Below are 13423 nucleotides of genomic sequence, written 5' to 3'. Positions count from 1 at the left end.
AGATAGTATGAATATAGGAATTGTTGTGTTTTTAGCGGCTTTTGCCATGATATTCCTTACAGGTATGCCCATTGCGTTAGGTATGCTTTCTGTAGGCGTCATATATATGCTGGCTACAGGAGGGAATATGGGGGTGATACCTAACTGCATATGTGAGGCATATTGGAATAATTATGTCATCATAGCCATTCCGTTGTTTGTATTTACGGCAAATGTAATGAATACAGGTAAGATATCTGATATGATTTTCCGCTTTTCAGATGGTATCGTGGGAAGGATGCGGGGCGGCATGGCTCAGGTTAATGTTCTGGTATCTCTTATCTTTTCAGGAATGACAGGCTCAGCCATGGCGGATGCTTCCGGCGTTGGTATCATGGAAATAGCAGAGATGAAGCGCCAGGGGTACGACGATGGTTTCAGCTGTGCCATAACAGCAGCATCCGCTACAATTGGACCCATCTTTCCTCCCAGTATGACCATGCTGCTGTACTCGTCCCTTACAGGCGCTTCCGTAGGAGCACTGTTTATGGGAGGTATGCTGCCGGGGGTTATGCTTGCGTTATTTTTGGGAGCGTACTGTCTGGTGGTATCCTATAGGAGAAAGTATCCTTATGGTACTAAATATACAATACCTCTTTTTTTGACATACACATTTAAGGCAATACCCGCACTGCTGACGCCGGTCATCCTTTTAGGAGGAATCTATGGAGGCGCGGTGACACCCACTGAGGCAGGTGCGGTGGCAGGGGCTTATGCGCTGATAGTGTCTGTACTGGTGTACAGGATGTTAAACTGGGAGTCTTTAAAAAAAATACTGCTGGAAACAGCGAGGACTGTAGGCACGGTTTCCATAACCGTGGGCTGTGCGTCCGTGATTGTTTATATATCCACACTGGAGCGCATACCTACACTGTTAGGCGGTTTTATTATGGGAATCACAGATAACAGATATGTATTCCTGCTGATATGCAATATTATGTTCCTAATACTGGGTATGATATTCGACAATAACACCATTACACTGGTATTTATTCCCATGATATACCCGCTGGTTCAGGGATTTGGTATCGATCCGGTCCACTTCGGGGTCATGTTCGTAATTAATATGATGATAGGAATGGTGACGCCTCCTTATGGTCCTCTGTTGTTTGTAACATCAGCCATTTCTGAAACGCCATTAAAGGATATCATAAAGGAGATACTTCCTATGATTGCAGTCATGATAGCTTTTCTGCTTGTCATTACATACATACCGGATGTTGTTTTGGTTCTTCCTAAGATATTTCTGAACTATTAAAAACGGTTAAATCGAATTTAAGTAAAAATAAAAAGGAGAAACATTATGAGAGAAAATAAGATGAAACAAATATTGGATGAAGGTAAGCTGGCAGTGGGAATGGGGATATTCACAGGAAGCCCTATCGTGGTCCAGATGATAGGATACTCAGGATTTGATTTTGTCTTTATTGATATGGAGCATACACCTGTGACCATTGACAGGGAACTGCAGGCATTGATCATTGCTGCCAATGAGAGCGGAATGGGGACATGCGTCCGTGTCAAGTATAATGACGAGGTACTGATTCGCACAACTGCTGAGTTCGGGGCAGACGCAGTAGTGGTTCCGCATTGCCGTACAGCTGAAGATGCCAGAAAAATGGTACAGGCTGTCAGGTTCCCTCCTTATGGTGTGAGAGGCTCAGCCACGGATTGCAGAAGCGCAGGCTATGGTTGCTATCCTGACTTTAATTTTGGAGAGTATGTTGAAAAATGCAACCGGGAGACATTGATAATACCACTGGCAGAGGACCCTGAATTCTTTGATAATATGGATGAGATACTGGATGTGGAGGGACTGGGGGGAGTGCAGCTAGGGCCATCGGATCTGGCGCTTGGCTTGGGTATTAAAGAGACATATAACTTTGACAACCCACAGGTGAAGAGTCGGTTTGAACGTTTGTTTAAAAAGGCCAAAGAAAAAGGCATTCCGCTGATGGGTCCCATCGCGCCTCCCAATCTGGAGCGGGCAATTGAGATGGCGGAAAATGGAGTCAGGGTAATGACGCTGAGAAACGATGTAACGAATTTCAAGATGCTCTTAGCCGGCCTGAGGAAGGATGTCTATATTCCGTTAAAAAAGCATTTTGAGACTGTATAGGGAGGGTGACTATATGATATCTTCATCTATTTATACCAATGAGGACCTGGGAAAATATCCGGAGGGAATCCAGAAAGCCCTGGAATATCTTATGAGCAGGGATTTTACACAGATGGAACCAGGCACATATGCCATTGACGGAAAGGATATATATGCGATGGTAATGGATATAACAACCTGTGCTTCCGCAGATAAAAGACCAGAAATACATAAGAAGTATGCAGATGTACAGTTTGTTGCAAAGGGAAGAGAAATGTTGGGATTTGCTCCGGATATAGGAGATTTGACCATTACAGATGGGAAGGAAGAAGGAGATATTTACTTCTATGACGATGTGGGAGACGAGAGCTTTCTCATAGCAACCAAAGGCTGCTATAACATTTTTTTTCCAAATGATATCCACCGTCCGGGATGTATGGTGGAACACCCTGGAAAGGTGAGGAAAGTGGTTGTGAAGGTGAGCATGGACAGGGTATAGGATGCTAAGCAGTAGTAGAAGGGAGTTCGTCAGCACAGTGCTGGTTGACGGATTCCCTTTTTGCATGCAACTTAAAATCCGGTAATCTTTCCAAATATATAAAAGTCATAAATGTTTAGGATATGCTGCATTTATGAAAAGTTTATGATACATGGAAAGCGGTAATGGATTCCAACGAATGTTATCAGTATTTCATGATCTGATGAGTGGCGGAAGATATTAACTTCTGACTATAAACTTTAACCGCAGCCGTACGATAACATAAATAGAAATAAGAAGCCCCAAAAACCCTATAACACCAGTGGGAGGTAAACAATGAGGATAAATTTTAACGCAATCCAGCCTAAAAACACCATTATCAATGCGGCAAGGGTAAACGCCTCCTTTGCAAAGAATAATAGCAGAACCGGAAAATCTGCCGGAACCGGGCGCAGTGACCGGGCCGATTTCTCGCCCCAGGGAAAGCTGATGAGCATGATAGAGAATCTGACAAAGCAGAAGCAGACCATCATTGACAGAAAGAATGAACTGGTGGAGAACACCTTAAAAAACGGCGGTAAGGTGGATGACATCAAGGACCAGCTTAAAAACTACGGAAAGCAGCTGGCCGACCTGGATAAACAGATAGCAGGACTGTATGCCCAGCAGGCCAAGGCATGTGCGGAACCGGATGACAAGAAAAAGACGGACAGGACTGACCCTCATAAGACGGAGGAACAGCGCGAGGTGGAGCGTTTAAGCAGTCTGGCCAATGTATCGGATGGTATCAGGAATGCTGAGAAGATATCCGCCGTAAAGGACCGGGTTGAGGGTGAGATGCATGTGAAGGAAGCTGAGGTCAGCCAGGGCGGTGTGCATGTGGATGCCCTGGTCAGCAAAGGCATGGGCGGCGCTGCCAATGTGGCGGACATGGTTGACAATGAGACGAGCGCATTAAAGCGGAAGGAAATGGAAATTGCGGCGCTGGGAGACCGGGCTTCGGCCCTTGGGGACAGTCAGGCAAAGAGCCTTGGAGACAGCATGGATGCGCTGGAGGAGAACCGGGAAGCGGATGATCCGGTAAGGGAAGATAAGGCAGAAAAGAGCCGTGAAGAAAACAAGACGGAAATCCGGGCAGAAAACAACACAGGAATTTGGACAGAGGAAAGCGGGAATGCAAAAAATACAGGTTCCGGAAAGACGGATACCGGAACCTTAGTTTCATGATTTACAGAATGGATTTATCAGGACAGACCCTGTCCGCGGCCAACTGTAAAATATAATATGACAATAATAACCGCCGGAGCCAGGAACTTTACCAGAAAGGCCCACAGGCGTTTCCAGGCCATGCTGTGGCCTGAGGCTTCAATTTCCTTTGAGGCGTTGTCTGTTCCCCAAACCCATCCCACGAACAGACAGAAGCACAGGGCTCCCAGGGGAATCATCAGATTGTCAGTGAATTTTTCCATGACAGCGTTCATGGGGAGATATTGGACGCCGTTGGTAAAATCAAACCACGGCAGCTTTATGTCCATGGCTCCCTGGGACAGCGAATAACCTGCGCTTAAGAATGACATGGGAATCACAAGGAGCAGGGTTGCTTTTAACCTGGCAAAACCGAATTCTTCCGTAAGCCATGCGATGCAGCTCTCAAGGATGCTGATGGCGCTGGTCAGGGCTGCCACGAACAGCAGGAGGAAGAAGGCAAAACCAAAGAACACGCCGCCAGGCAGCCGGCTGAACACCTCAGGAAGAGCCATGAAAGCAAACCCGCCTCCCATGCCCATGGCTTCGGGACCAGCCGTAATATAAACCACAGGCACGATGGCAAGTCCGGACAGGAGGGCCACAAGGCTGTCCAAGATACAGATACAGCCGGCGCTTTTGGCCAGATTCTCTGTCCTTGGCACGTAGGAGCCGTAGGTCACCATGATGCCCATTCCCACACTGAGGGAGAAAAAGGCCTGGCCCAGGGCGGCTACCACGGTTCCTCCGTTGAATTTCGCGGGGTCCACTGCCAGCATATATTTAAGGCCTTCGGCGGCTCCGTCCAGGGTTATGGCATAGACCACAATTCCGGTTAAGAGCACGAACAGGCCGGGCATTAAAAATTTACTGACCCGTTCAATTCCTTCTGATACGCCCCGCACAACCACGTAGATACACAGAAGGAGGAAGGCGGCGCCCCAGAGAAGCGGTTCTGCAGGCCGTGATATAAAATCTGCAAAATAAGCGGAAAATCTGCTGCTGTCGTTTCCAAAGGCACTGAAATCCGCCCCGGTAAGGTACACCGAAATGTATTTCATCACCCATCCTCCGACTACACTGTAGTAGGACATGATTACAAACAAGGTCAGGACCCCGATGCCCCCGGCAAAGCTCCAGCGCGGGTTCAGCCGGCGGAAGGCGCCCACCACATTTTTCTGGGTGCTGCGCCCGATGGAAAGCTCTGCCAGCATGACCGGGAATCCTACGAACAGGACAATCAGCGCATAGCAGATTAAAAACGCCCCGCCGCCTCCGGCAGCCACCTTTCCCGGAAATTTCCATATATTTCCCAGTCCCACAGCACTTCCCGCAGCGGCCAGTATAAAACCTATGTTGCTGGCCCATTGGCTTCTTTTATGTTCCATTTTCAAAACCCCTCCATTATATCCATCATATATCTGGCATATATCTACACATATTCATCAAAAATCCCGGCCATATGCCGGGAAAATAACCTTGTTTATTCTATCACAATGCCCTGGCACCGTCTATTCCTTTTTACAAATTAATACAGTCCAGCGGGCCTCGGCAGCGAATAGATTTTTTCTATCTGATTTTCTGCCTGTTTGTTTTTTTCTATACAGACAGTCTGTATATTGACTTAAGGGCCGGTGCTCATTATAATTCAACAATGGTTATTGCTGTCCTTCAGAAGAGGACAGGATAGTGATATAAAATACGATTAAGAAAGGATACGACCACAGATGAGAAAGAAAATAGTTGCCCTGTTAATGGCGCTTACCATGGTACCGGCCCTGGCAGCCTGCGGCAGCAGCAATGGCACAGGCAATAATACTGCAGGGGCTCCTGCCGAATCCCAGACCGGGGAAACCACCGCAGCCCAGGAAACTGAAGTCCGGAGCCAGGGGGAGACTAAGGCAGAAGCCAATGCAGAATCTAAGGCAGAAGCACCGGCTCTGTCCGGCACCATGAAGGTAGTGGCCACCAGCGAGAATTATGTAACATTGTTTGACAAATTCACAGAGGATACCGGTGTTAAGGTTGAGCTGCTGTCCATGTCCTCAGGAGAGGTGCTCTCCAAGCTCCGTGCGGAGGGCGGCACACCATCTGCCGATTTATGGTTTGGAGGCGGCATTGACGCATTCATGAGCGCGAAGGATGACGGACTGTTAGAACAGGTTACCTTTGACGCTTCTGGGGACCTGGCAGAGGACTTTAAGGACCCGGAGGGCTACTGGTATTCCAAGGGAATCACCATCGTAGGCTTTCTGCTCAACGACGGCCTCATGGAGGAGCTTAATATAGAGGCACCTGCCAGCTGGGATGATTTGTTAAAGGCAGAATATGAAGGCGAAATCATCATGTCCAACCCGGCTGTATCAGGAACCAACTATGCTGTGGTCAATGCCCTGCTTCAGGCTAAGGGCGAAGAGGATGGCTGGTCCTATTTTGAAGGTCTGAATAAGAATATAGCTTACTATGCAAAACGCGGATCCGATCCTAAGAATAAGGTGACCACCGATGAATATGCCATCGGAATCACATACATCGACGGCACCATCGAGTCCCTGTTAGACGAGTATGATGTGTCCATCGTTTACCCGGCGGATGGTATTCCATGGGTTCCCGAGGGAGTGGCGGCATTTAAGAATGCAGAGAATACAGACGCGGCCAAGTACTTTATAGAGTGGCTGTTCAGCAGTGACGAGAATCTCCAGATGCTGGCAGAGATTGACCAGAAGAACAGCGTAAAGACCATCAAGCCGTCCCTGGAAGGACTGGACCTGGGATATGACACCGGCATGCTGATGAAGGAGGACCTGTCCCTGTTCGGTGAAAAGCGTACGGAAATCCTGGAGCATTTTGAGGCGCTGATGGGAGATAAGGCAGCAGATGAATAGGTTTGACAGCATCCATAGAGATATGAATACAAATAAACACGGAAACATGCATGGAGACATGTATGGCAAAAGGGCATCGAAAGATGTCCTTTTTGGCATTGCAGGATATGGGGCGGATAAAGTGCTGCTGGCAGTTCTGCTGGCCAGCGTTTTCCTGTTTGTGTTCTGGCCCATGCTCTGCATCCTGATACGGAGTCTGTGGGACGGAAAGGGCATAAGCTATGACGCATATGCTGCTGTCTGGAACCAGTACAGGGGAAATCTCTGGAACAGTGTGTTCGTGGGTGTCTGCGCATCCCTGCTGTGCACTGCCTTTTCCACGGCGGCAGCCCTGTTCCTTACCACAAGACGGGGAGCTGCCAGGATGCTCTGCATGGCGCTTCTGCTGATTACCATGGTCTCCCCTCCCTTTGTATCCTCCCTGGCCTATATACAGCTCTATGGACGCCGGGGATGGATTACGTACCGGCTGCTGGGGCTGAGCTGGGATCCCTATAACTGCTGGGGAGTTATCCTGATGCAGAGCCTTTCCTTTGTGCCTTTAAATGCCTTGTTCCTGGGGGGAATCCTGACCAAACTGGATGGAGACAGCATACGGGCAGCCAGGGATCTGGGAGCCAGCCCCAAGGCCATTTTGGGGGACATTGTACTGCCTCTTATACGGCCGGGGATCTGGGTGGCCCTGCTCCTTTCCTTTGTCCGTTCCCTGGCAGATTTTGGGACTCCGGTCATCATCGGCGGAAGGTTCAGCACTATTGCGTCAGAGATATATCTCCAGCTGGTGGGATACTCTAATCTGGAGAAGGCCTCCGCCATGAATATGGTTCTGATGCTTCCCTCCATAGCTGCGTTTTTCCTCTACCGGAAACTGATGAAACGTTCGGATATGCTGACAGAGGGAAGCAGGGGGAGACAGGAGCCCCTGGCCCTTTCACTGGGAAAATGCGGGGCGGCCGGGATTCTGGCAAACCTGGGAAGCATACTGTTCTTTTTTATGATGGCTCTGCAGTACGGATGTATATTCATATCCGGTTTCCTCAAAAGCACCAGAGGTGTGTATTCCTTTACCACCCGGTATCTGGAACAGATGGTCCGTTTTGACCTGGACACCATGGGGCGCAGCGTGGCATATGCGCTCATTGTATCCCTGGCCGGAACCCTCTTTGCCATGCTGTTCGCCTATTACATGGAGCGGAGACAGATTCCGGGCCGGAATTTCTTTGACTGTCTGGTTACGCTGCCCTATATGCTGCCGGGAACCTGCTTTGGAATCGGCTATATCCTGGCCTTTAATTCTCCGCCCTTAAAGCTGACAGGCACTGCCCTGATTGTTATTTCCAACATGCTTTTCAAGCAGCTTCCCACGGCCACAAAGATATGTTCGGCCACCCTGACCCAGGTGCCCAGAGCACAGGAAAAAGCAGTGCGGGACCTGGGCGGGGGGCAGATGTCGGTGCTGAAGACCGTAATACTGCCCGGTCTCAGACCGGCCTTTCTCAGCTGTTTTGTGTATAACTTTTCCAGCAGCATGACTACGGCCGGAGCCATCCTGTTCCTCATAGATCCGGGCCGCAAGCTGGCAGTGTTCAAGCTTTTTGATGCGGTTTATACCGGAGACTACGCCTTGGCCTCCCTGATAGCCACCAGCATCATCCTGGTGGTGCTGGCAGTGGAAGGCATGGCTTATTTAATAACATGGAAGGCAGGTAAGCGACGTGTATCTTGAACTTGACCATTTGAAAAAACACTTTGACGGCAGGGAAGTGGTGCGGGATTTATCCCTTACCCTGGAACAGGGCCAGCTTCTGTGCATCCTTGGGGCGTCAGGGTGCGGGAAGACAACGACCCTCAATATGATAGGAGGCTTCCTGGAGCCGGACAGCGGCAGCGTGCGGCTGGATGGCCAGGACATCACCCGTATCCCTCCGGAACAGAGGCCTGTGACAACCGTCTTCCAGTCCTACGGCCTGTTTCCCCACATGACAGTGCTCCAGAATGTGGTTTACGGCTTGAAATTCCGGGGAGTGAAGCGGGAACAGGCCCGGCAGAAGGGGATGCGTTATCTTGAGATGGTGGGGCTTGGAGATTATGCCTCGGCCTATATCCAGGAAATCAGCGGAGGACAGCAGCAGAGGGTGGCCCTTGCCAGGGCGCTGATTGTGGAGCCTAAGCTGTGCCTTCTGGATGAACCCTTCTGCAACCTGGACGCTGCCCTGCGCACCAGGATGCGCTATGAATTGAAACGGCTCCAGAAAGACCTGGGGCTGACCATGGTGTTCGTCACCCACGACCAGGAGGAGGCCATTATCCTGGCTGACCGTATCGCTATCATGGACCAGGGCGAGCTGGTCCAGAATGACGCGCCCCTGGACCTTTGCCGGAAGCCGGCCAGCCCGTTTGTGGCTGAATTCATGGATCTGGAGAGCCTGGTATGGACAGAGGACGGCAGGCTGCTTAAAATTATCAAGAGATAGGAGGAACCTAAATGCTGGTTGACATGCATCTTCATGAGTGTACTTATTCATCGGACAGCAAAATAAGCCTGGAGGAAATTGTGACCACAGCGCGGGGCAGGGGGCTGGACGCTGTCTGCATCACGGACCATGACAGCATGGGACTCAGGGAATATGCGGCAGAGTATTCAGACAGGACCGGTTTTCCCATTTTTGTGGGTATTGAGTTCTTTTCCCTTCAGGGGGATATCACGGCGTGGGGGATTGAAGATTATCCCGGCTGCCGGGTGGATGCCCAGGATTTTATAAACCATGTTAATGAGGCCGGCGGTTTCTGTGTCTCCTGCCACCCTTTCCGGAACAATAACCGCGGTCTGGAGGAAAATCTCCGCGCGGTCAAAGGGCTCCACGGGGTGGAGGTGTTAAACGGCAGTACGGCCCTGGAGGCCAACCGCAGGGCATTTTCTTACTGCCGGGAATTAGGACTTAAGACCATAGGGGCCAGTGATGCCCACACCAAGGGCCAGATTGGAAAGTATGCCACATGGCTGCCGGAGAAGGTAGACTGTCTGAAGGATTTTGTGGAACAGCTTAAGACCAGGCAGGTGCGTCCGGCAGTGTGGAACGGAAGCAGCTATGATGTGGTCGATATGTTATAACAGATGCCGGTTCTTTGTGGATTGCTTTTCGGATTTTTCTAATTGCCGCTTTTTTGCTTTAAAACTTTGACTAAATGGTGTAAATGGGGTAGTATATTAAAGATGGCGTTACAGGCAGTCCTGTTTCATTTTCATGCAGGACCGCAGGCCGTCTAAATGTATGTCATAAAGGAGAAGTTATGAACAAGCAGAAAAAAACGGATTCCTCACCGGCAGCCGTGCACCAGAACGGCGGCTTTGGAAGCAGCCTGGGATTTGTGCTGGCCTGTGTGGGTTCCGCAGTGGGAATGGGCAATATCTGGATGTTTCCGTACCGCGTAGGGCAATACGGCGGCGGCGCGTTTCTGGTGCCCTATATTCTATTCATTGTATTATTTGGCCTGGTAGGGCTGTCGGCTGAGTTTGCCATTGGACGCCGGGCCAGGACCGGAACCCTGGGCGCCTATGAATATTGCTGGAAAAAAATAGAAAAGGGCAGGCTGGGGTATTTCCTGGGCTGGATTCCTCTTCTGGGTTCTTTAGGTATCGCCATTGGGTATGCCATTATCGTGGGCTGGGTGGTAAGAGCCCTGGCAGGATCCGTAACAGGGGCTATCCTTACAGCGGATGCAGCGGCCTATTTCAGCCAGGCCACAGGTGAGTTCGGAAGTGTTCCCTGGCATGTCCTGGTGGTGGTGACTGCGGCCGGCATCCTTATGTTTGGGGCCACCAAGGGTATTGAGAAGATTAATAAGGTCCTGATGCCTTCCTTCTTTGTATTGTTTGCAATACTGGCCATCCGTGTGGCCTTCCTGCCGGGGGCGGCAGAAGGATATAAATTCCTCTTTGCCCCGGACTGGAGTGATTTATTAAAGGTGGATACCTGGGTCATGGCAATGGGACAGGCGTTTTTCTCACTGTCCATCACGGGCTCGGGAATGATTGTGTACGGCACCTATCTGGCCAAGACAGAGGATATACCCAAGGCATCCATCCGCACTGCTTTTTTTGATACGGTGGCTGCCATGATGGCTGCCCTTGCCATCATGCCTGCTGTATTTGCATTCGGCATTGAGCCAAACGCAGGCCCGCCCCTTATGTTTATCACCCTGCCTGAGATTTTCCGGCAGATGCCTATGGGAAGGCTGTTCGCAGTGATATTCTTCCTGTCCGTGGCTTTTGCGGGCATCACCAGCTTAATTAATATGTTTGAGGCCGTAAGCGAGTCATGGCAGAACCGGTTTAAGCTTCCCAGGAAAGCGGCCGTGGCTCTGTGCAGCGGCATTGCCCTGTTAGTGGGTATTTTTCTGGAGTCAGAGCCTAAGGTGGGTTCGTGGATGGATTTCATCACCATTATTGTGGTGCCCTTCGGCGCAGTGCTGGGGGCTGTATCCATTTATTATATTCTGGGATATAAGGAGATACGGGAGGAACTGGAGGAAGGCAGGAAAAAGCCTTTGGGAGAGTTCTTCGGACCTTTAGCCAGGTATGTCTATGTGCCGCTGGCCGTGATAGTGTTCATACTGGGAATTGTGTATGGCGGGATTGGATGATTGAATGTGCCTGCACCTGCAGAACCCCGGCGGTATTGTATACTGACAGAAAACATGATGGAAAAAGGCGGTGTCTGGGTGAGACAAAAGACAGAGACGCTCTCGGAGCGGGTGGCCGTGAAGATACGGCAGTATATTATTGAGAATGAAATGAAGGCGGGCGATAGGCTTCCAAATGAGCTGCAGATGGCCGAATACTGCGAGGTTGGCAGAGGGACTGTCCGGGATGCGGTAAAACTGCTGCGGTTTGAAGGGTTGGTGGAGGTTGTTCAGGGCAGCGGCACCTATCTTTTGAGGCAGAAGCAAAAGCCCATTGAGATCAGCGGGGGAGAGACGCCAAACCTTTTGGGAGCATTTTTGCCGGAAGAGCTGCCAAATAAAGCGCTGGAGTTTTCAGAAGTAAGGCTGATGCTGGAACCGGATATCGCTGCCCTGGCAGCTACCAATGCGACTTATGAGGACTGCCGGAAACTGATGGAGCTGGAGGCGGAGGTGCGCTGGCAGATCCAGATGCAGGAATCCCATTATGAGAAGGATATAGAGTTCCATCTTCAGATTGCCAGGTGTTCTAAGAATGAGATTGCCTGCAAGCTGATGGAGATTGTAGTCAAGGGAATCCCTCTGTTCTGCAAGGTCACAAATGACGAGCTGGCAAATCAGACGGTGAAATTCCATCATATGATTTCGGAGTCTATCGAACGGGGAGATGCCAGTGGAGCCCGTTACAGTATGATCGATCACTTAAACAGTACCCGAAGAAAGATTATTGAGGAGATTGAACAGCAGAAGGCGGGAAAGTCATCGAATGACTTTTAAAAATATTGTACAATATACACAATAAATATCTGCAAATATAGAAACAAAATCCAACATATCGACAAAATATATCCGATGTGCTACACTGCATTCGTCGGATATATTTTTTTTGTTTACAGAACAATTTAGAAAACGGAGGGAAATCAGTGTGTTGAAAAGAACGTATTTATTATCAGGAATTGCGGTACTGACAGCTCTTGGGCTTATGGCCTGCGGCTCGTCCGGCAGCGGACAAACAGAGGCAAAGGGAAGCGTTTCGGGGAACAGCGGGACGGAAGCTGCTGCCAATGAAGAATCTCTGAATTTCACAATGGCATTGGTGGATAATTCCCAGTCGAATTATTACAAGGGAGCAGAAAAGATTGCCGAGCTGGTGAATGAGGCCACGGAAGGAAAAATCCAGCTTACCATCCAGGCAGGCGGCGTTCTGGGTGGAGAGGCAGATACCCTGGATATGGCGATCCAGGGCGATCTGGACATCGCTACCTGCGCTAATTCGGTTTTGGCCAACTATATTCCAGAAATGTCTATTTTAGACCAGGCCTTTCTCTGGGACAGCGCAGACCAGGCTAATTACGCGGTGCAGAATGAGCTGGGAGATCTGATTTCTGCCGAGGCGGAAAAGCATGGCCTTCACGTCATTGGCTATTTAGAGTCAGGATTTCGGGATGTGTTCTCTAAGAAACCAATTCAGACCCCGGCAGATTTTAAGGGTGTAAAAATCCGGGTGATGCAGAACGAGGGCCAGCTGGCGGCATTTACTGCCTTTGGGGCTAATCCGGTGGCCATCTCTGCCTCCGAGCAGTTCACAGCGCTTCAGCAGGGAACCATTGATGCCTGTGAGAATGCAGTATCTAACTGCTGGATTAATAAGTATTATGAGGCAGGAGTGAATTCAATCACGAATACAAAGCACTGCTTTGTCTACATTCCGATCTGTATGAGCGACAATGCCTGGAACAAGATTCCTGAAGATATGAGAGAGCCCTTTGTCAATGCGGTGCAGGAGGGGTGCAAGGCCCAGTGGACCTACCTGAATGAGGCTAATGCAGAGGCAGTGGAAAATTTAGAGGGTGCAGGTGTGACCTTCTATGATATTGATACCGAGGCATTAAAGGCAGAGTATCAGGCGGCCCAGGAAAAGAATGGTGCTTCCTACGACGAGAAATGGGCAGCAGCTGTCGACGCAGCCAAGAGTGCGGTACAGTAGAAACAGAG

The 13423-nt window shown here is 49.9% G+C and carries 12 protein-coding genes; 11 read left to right on the top strand and 1 reads right to left on the bottom strand.

The window, feature by feature from the left end; all coding sequences use genetic code 11:
• Window positions 1-7: 7 nt before the first annotated feature.
• The 4 genes from CGC65_RS29245 to CGC65_RS29230 all read left to right on the top strand — a co-directional run bounded on the left by CGC65_RS29245 (window position 8) and on the right by CGC65_RS29230 (window position 3842).
• Window positions 8-1297, top strand: coding sequence for a TRAP transporter large permease (locus tag CGC65_RS29245; RefSeq protein WP_002569075.1), 1290 nt, complete (start codon window positions 8-10; stop codon window positions 1295-1297).
• 45 nt (window positions 1298-1342) lie between these two features.
• Entirely contained in the window at window positions 1343-2158 is an 816-nt protein-coding gene (locus CGC65_RS29240) for an HpcH/HpaI aldolase family protein (RefSeq protein ID WP_002569074.1), read from the top strand.
• 13 nt (window positions 2159-2171) lie between these two features.
• Window positions 2172-2636, top strand: coding sequence for a NanQ anomerase/TabA/YiaL family protein (locus tag CGC65_RS29235; protein WP_002569073.1), 465 nt, complete (start codon window positions 2172-2174; stop codon window positions 2634-2636).
• A 315-nt stretch (window positions 2637-2951) separates the two neighbouring features.
• Window positions 2952-3842, top strand: a complete 891-nt coding sequence (locus CGC65_RS29230; protein ID WP_002569072.1) for a hypothetical protein — start codon at window positions 2952-2954, stop codon at window positions 3840-3842.
• Between the two features lie 17 nt (window positions 3843-3859).
• On the opposite strand, the gene CGC65_RS29225 is transcribed toward CGC65_RS29230, so the two are convergent.
• A complete protein-coding gene (locus CGC65_RS29225; protein ID WP_002569071.1) occupies window positions 3860-5248 on the bottom strand; it encodes a sodium-dependent transporter in 1389 nt (462 codons plus the stop codon).
• Between the two features lie 339 nt (window positions 5249-5587).
• On the opposite strand from CGC65_RS29225, the gene CGC65_RS29220 reads away from it, so the two are divergent.
• The 7 genes from CGC65_RS29220 (at window position 5588) to CGC65_RS29190 (ending at window position 13415) form a co-directional block, all read left to right on the top strand.
• Window positions 5588-6745, top strand: coding sequence for an ABC transporter substrate-binding protein (locus CGC65_RS29220; protein ID WP_002569070.1), 1158 nt, complete (start codon window positions 5588-5590; stop codon window positions 6743-6745).
• Window positions 6738-8471, top strand: a complete 1734-nt coding sequence (locus CGC65_RS29215) for an ABC transporter permease (RefSeq protein WP_002569069.1) — start codon at window positions 6738-6740, stop codon at window positions 8469-8471. The genes CGC65_RS29220 and CGC65_RS29215 overlap by 8 nt, the downstream gene beginning before the upstream one ends.
• Window positions 8461-9219 (top strand): ABC transporter ATP-binding protein, encoded by a 759-nt coding sequence (locus tag CGC65_RS29210; RefSeq protein ID WP_002569068.1) that lies wholly within the window; start codon window positions 8461-8463, stop codon window positions 9217-9219. The genes CGC65_RS29215 and CGC65_RS29210 overlap by 11 nt, the downstream gene beginning before the upstream one ends.
• An 11-nt stretch (window positions 9220-9230) precedes the next feature.
• Window positions 9231-9857 (top strand): PHP domain-containing protein, encoded by a 627-nt coding sequence (locus tag CGC65_RS29205; RefSeq protein ID WP_002569067.1) that lies wholly within the window; start codon window positions 9231-9233, stop codon window positions 9855-9857.
• A gap of 179 nt (window positions 9858-10036) precedes the next feature.
• Window positions 10037-11389, top strand: a complete 1353-nt coding sequence (locus CGC65_RS29200) for a sodium-dependent transporter (RefSeq protein WP_002569066.1) — start codon at window positions 10037-10039, stop codon at window positions 11387-11389.
• 78 nt (window positions 11390-11467) lie between these two features.
• Complete coding sequence (locus CGC65_RS29195) at window positions 11468-12205, top strand: FadR/GntR family transcriptional regulator (RefSeq protein WP_002569065.1); 738 nt, start codon at window positions 11468-11470, stop codon at window positions 12203-12205.
• Window positions 12206-12353: 148 nt separating this feature from the next.
• The gene (locus CGC65_RS29190) at window positions 12354-13415 is read left to right on the top strand and encodes a TRAP transporter substrate-binding protein (protein ID WP_002578420.1); all 1062 of its coding nucleotides are present in this window, start codon (window positions 12354-12356) and stop codon (window positions 13413-13415) included.
• Window positions 13416-13423: the final 8 nt, after the last annotated feature.

The organism is Enterocloster bolteae (genome assembly GCF_002234575.2).
GTDB classification, from domain to species: domain Bacteria; phylum Bacillota; class Clostridia; order Lachnospirales; family Lachnospiraceae; genus Enterocloster; species Enterocloster bolteae.
This window is presented reverse-complemented; position numbering and strand designations above follow the sequence as displayed.

What these genes read in the sequence shown, in the direction of transcription:
- CGC65_RS29245 (WP_002569075.1), top strand. Translation starts at nt 8, where the DNA reads ATGAATATAGGAATTGTTGTGTTTTTAGCGGCTTTTGCCATGATATTC.
- CGC65_RS29240 (WP_002569074.1), top strand. Translation starts at nt 1,343, where the DNA reads ATGAGAGAAAATAAGATGAAACAAATATTGGATGAAGGTAAGCTGGCA.
- CGC65_RS29235 (WP_002569073.1), top strand. Translation starts at nt 2,172, where the DNA reads ATGATATCTTCATCTATTTATACCAATGAGGACCTGGGAAAATATCCG.
- CGC65_RS29230 (WP_002569072.1), top strand. Translation starts at nt 2,952, where the DNA reads ATGAGGATAAATTTTAACGCAATCCAGCCTAAAAACACCATTATCAAT.
- CGC65_RS29225 (WP_002569071.1), bottom strand. Translation starts at nt 5,248, where the DNA reads ATGGAACATAAAAGAAGCCAATGGGCCAGCAACATAGGTTTTATACTG.
- CGC65_RS29220 (WP_002569070.1), top strand. Translation starts at nt 5,588, where the DNA reads ATGAGAAAGAAAATAGTTGCCCTGTTAATGGCGCTTACCATGGTACCG.
- CGC65_RS29215 (WP_002569069.1), top strand. Translation starts at nt 6,738, where the DNA reads ATGAATAGGTTTGACAGCATCCATAGAGATATGAATACAAATAAACAC.
- CGC65_RS29205 (WP_002569067.1), top strand. Translation starts at nt 9,231, where the DNA reads ATGCTGGTTGACATGCATCTTCATGAGTGTACTTATTCATCGGACAGC.
- CGC65_RS29200 (WP_002569066.1), top strand. Translation starts at nt 10,037, where the DNA reads ATGAACAAGCAGAAAAAAACGGATTCCTCACCGGCAGCCGTGCACCAG.